A 3,222-nucleotide genomic window follows, 5' to 3' on the forward strand; every position below is an offset into this window, starting at 1 on the left:
CCTCCACCGAATCGAGATGATAAAGTGAATCATCAAGCCCCCTCCCTGGCGAGGGGGTTCTTCAGCAGACTGCTAGAATGGGTTCCACGTCGCGCGCGGCGTGAACTTGAGGTAGCCGATATTGGCGCCCAGCCGCAGCCCGAGGCCCGAGCGGATCGGCACCAGCACGATGTTGTTGGCGGTGAGCGCCGTCATGCCGAAGCCGCCGATGATATAGGCCGAGCCGTCGATGCCGGCGAAGCGCTGGTAGATCGCGTTGGTGGCGGGCAGGTTGTAGACCAGCGTCATGGTGCGCGCGCCGTCGCCGCCCCAGTCGAAGCCGAGCGAGGGGCCCTGCCAATAGACGCGCAGGTCGCCGGCGTTCTTGGTGTAGAGCGTGCCTTCGCCGTAGCGCAGGCCGGCAACGAAGGCGCCGGACCCTTCCTCACCCAGGATATAGCCGTTGGGCAGGCCCCACTGGCTGACGGCCTTCTCGATGATCGAGGCGAGCCCGCGCGAGACGTTGCCGAAGAAGCGGTGGCCGGCGGTCACGAGCTCGTCCGGCCCATAGGTGGAGGGCGACGGGCTCCGCTGCGGCGGCGGCAAATTGGGCGGCGGCGCCTGCTGGGCGGTGGCCGGGACGATCCAGCCGACCAGCGCGGCAAGCGCGACCGCAGCAAGGCGTGATGCGAAAGACATAAAAGAACCCCTGGTATCGAATCCCGCCGCTTCCTTAACCTGGCGCCAACAGGCACGGCTCTAGGTTGCGCCGGATGTCCCCTCGACTCGGATGTTATCCGCAGCAACTATGACGGCACAACGGCAGGAAGATAGCCCTTTGCGCCCCGGAATCGCCTTGATCCGCTTTCTGGTCCGCCTGCTGGCGGGCATTTGGATCGCCTGCGCAGGTTTGCCGGTCGAGGCGGCCACCACCGAGCGGATCGTCGTCAACCGCTTCAGCGGCGTGGCGATCGAGGGTTTCGACCCCGTCGCCTATTTCGTCGATGGCGCGGCCGCGCAGGGGACGGCCGAGTTCGAGGCGAACCTCTGGGGCGCGGTCTGGCGTTTCCGCAACGAGGGCAACCGGGCGTCCTTCCTGGCCCATCCCGAGATCTATGGACCGCAGTTCGGCGGGTACGATCCGGCCGACATCGCCCGTGGCGTGGCCGTCGCCGCCAATCCCCGCTTCTACGTGATTTCGGCGCAGCGGCTCTATCTGTTCAGCCGGGAGGCCAACCGCGATGCCTTCGCCGCCGACCCGGAACGCTTCCTCTATGAGGTGCGCAAGCGCTGGCCGGCGCTCCAGGAACAGCTTAGTCAATAGCGGCCCATAGCCTGCGGATCGCCCCACGCGATGAACTCCGGGATGATGAAGCCGGTGTCGCCGCGCTGGCCGAATCGGAGCTCGCCCCCCTTGCCGTCGGTGACCTTGCCGCCGGCCGCCGTCACGACCGCGCAGCCCGCCCCGACATCCCATTCGCAAGTAGGTCCGAAGCGGGGGTAGATGTCGGCGCTGCCCTCCGCGATCCGGCCGAATTTCACCGCCGAGCCGACTGTCTTCCTGACCGCATTGGGCCGGCCGTCGATGAACGCTTCGCTCCTGAGGTCGCCATGGGAACGGCTCACCGCCGCGATCCAGGGCTCGCCCTGCGTCGGCAGTGCGCGGGTGCGGACCGGTTCGGCAGCACCGATGCTCGCGCCGTCGAACCTGACGCGCTCGGCGCCGCGGCCGACGATGCCGCGCCAGAGCAGGCCGAGCGCGGGCGCGGCTACGATGCCCAGCAACGGTACGCCTTCGGTCACGAGGGCGAGGTTGACGGTGAACTCGTCGCGGCCGGCGACGAACTCCTTGGTGCCGTCGAGCGGGTCGATCAGGAAGAAGCTGTCGCGGAATGGCGGCGAGGCGAGCTGGGTCCGCTCTTCCGACAACGTCGGCACGTCGTCCGCAAGTCGCGCCAAGCCGTCAGCGATGATGCGGTCGGCAGCGAGATCGGCCTCGGTGACCGGCGAGCCGTCCTGCTTGCCGTCGACCCGCATCGCTGCCCGATTGACCGCGAGAATCGCTTCGCCCGCCTTTACCACCAGCGCGGTAAGCGGCTCCATCAGGTGGGAGGCGGCCGGGCCGTCGATGATCCGCTTCACCTGCATGCCTCATTCATCGGCAATTCCATCCCCACTCGACTGATTCGCCGCGGCTTTAGGGCCGCTTCGAACCGATCGCAAGCTAGCTGCCACGGGCTTGCGAATGTTAGAACCTGCGGCATTCGTCAAGCATGCGTGATTCGCCGCGTCCGCGCCGTGCAATTCCAGGAACCCTTTATGTCTGACGCTTCGTCACCCGGTACCGCTACCGCTCCAGATGCGCTCGAACTCGCCGCGCTCCTGTGCTCGCGGGTCTGCCACGATCTCATCAGCCCTGTCGGCGCCATCGTCAATGGGCTCGAAGTGCTCGACGACGATCCCAAGCCCGAGGATCGCGAGTTCGCGCTCGATTTGATCCGCAAGAGCGCGAAAACCGCCTCCGCCCGCCTCCAGTTCTGTCGCCTGGCCTTCGGCGCGGCCGGCTCGTCCGGCGCGCAGATCGACCTCGGCGATGCCCAGACCATGGCGCGCGGTCACATCGAGGACGGCAAGTGCTCGATCACGTGGAATCTGCCGCGGCTCTTGCTGCCGAAGAATCGCGTCAAGCTGCTGCTCAATATGCTGGTTGTTTCCCAGCACACGATCCCGCGCGGCGGCATGCTGACGATCGATCCGATCGGCGAGGGCGAGACCATGAGCTTTCGCGTCACCGCGACCGGGCATAATGCGCGCCTGCCGCAGAACATCTCCGAGCTCCTGAGCGGGGAGCGCGGCCCGGCCGCGGATGCGCACGCGATCCAGCCTTATTATACACGGCTGTTGGCAGAGGCTTGCGGGCTCACCGTCAGGCTCGCGCACGAAGGCGAAGCGATCACCATTACCGCGTCGTAGGCGCGCCGCCGCCTTCAAACGTTAATCTAATCTTTACGAGGCGCTTCGGCTTGTCCGGAGCGCCTTATCTCTTTGTTGGTTCCGTTCTTTTGCACATACTCAACCATTATTAAACGCTTTGCGGTGAAGCTGGCCCCATTCCGAAATGGCGCATCACAAGTCGTGCGCGCCCTCCCTGTATGAAGGCCTGTTTTCATGGATGATCTGTTGCGGGAGTTTTTGACGGAGACCAGCGAGAGCCTGGACACCGTCGACAATCAGTTGGTGAAG

General features: G+C 65.7%; 4 protein-coding genes. 2 read left to right on the top strand and 2 right to left on the bottom strand.

The window, feature by feature from the left end; all coding sequences use genetic code 11:
• Positions 1–72: 72 nt before the first annotated feature.
• The gene (locus tag AC5ZFO_RS47515; protein ID WP_282523359.1) at positions 73–678 is read right to left on the bottom strand and encodes a DUF1134 domain-containing protein; all 606 of its coding nucleotides are present in this window, start codon (positions 676–678) and stop codon (positions 73–75) included.
• Positions 679–817: 139 nt separating this feature from the next.
• Between AC5ZFO_RS47515 and AC5ZFO_RS47520 the strand changes: the two genes are divergently transcribed.
• On the top strand, positions 818–1,303 hold the full coding sequence (locus AC5ZFO_RS47520) for a YHS domain-containing (seleno)protein (RefSeq protein WP_282523360.1): 486 nt from the start codon (positions 818–820) through the stop codon (positions 1,301–1,303).
• Here the strand turns inward: AC5ZFO_RS47520 and AC5ZFO_RS47525 are convergent.
• Positions 1,297–2,127: a 3'(2'),5'-bisphosphate nucleotidase CysQ family protein gene (locus AC5ZFO_RS47525; RefSeq protein ID WP_282523361.1), complete on the bottom strand. Its 831-nt coding sequence runs from the start codon at positions 2,125–2,127 to the stop codon at positions 1,297–1,299. The genes AC5ZFO_RS47520 and AC5ZFO_RS47525 overlap by 7 nt on opposite strands.
• 171 nt (positions 2,128–2,298) lie before the next feature.
• Between AC5ZFO_RS47525 and chpT the strand changes: the two genes are divergently transcribed.
• Positions 2,299–2,952, top strand: coding sequence for a histidine phosphotransferase ChpT (gene chpT, locus AC5ZFO_RS47530; RefSeq protein ID WP_166349669.1), 654 nt, complete (start codon positions 2,299–2,301; stop codon positions 2,950–2,952).
• The last annotated feature ends 270 nt before the right edge of the window (positions 2,953–3,222 follow it).

Source organism: Bradyrhizobium sp. Unk1 (assembly GCF_059512345.1).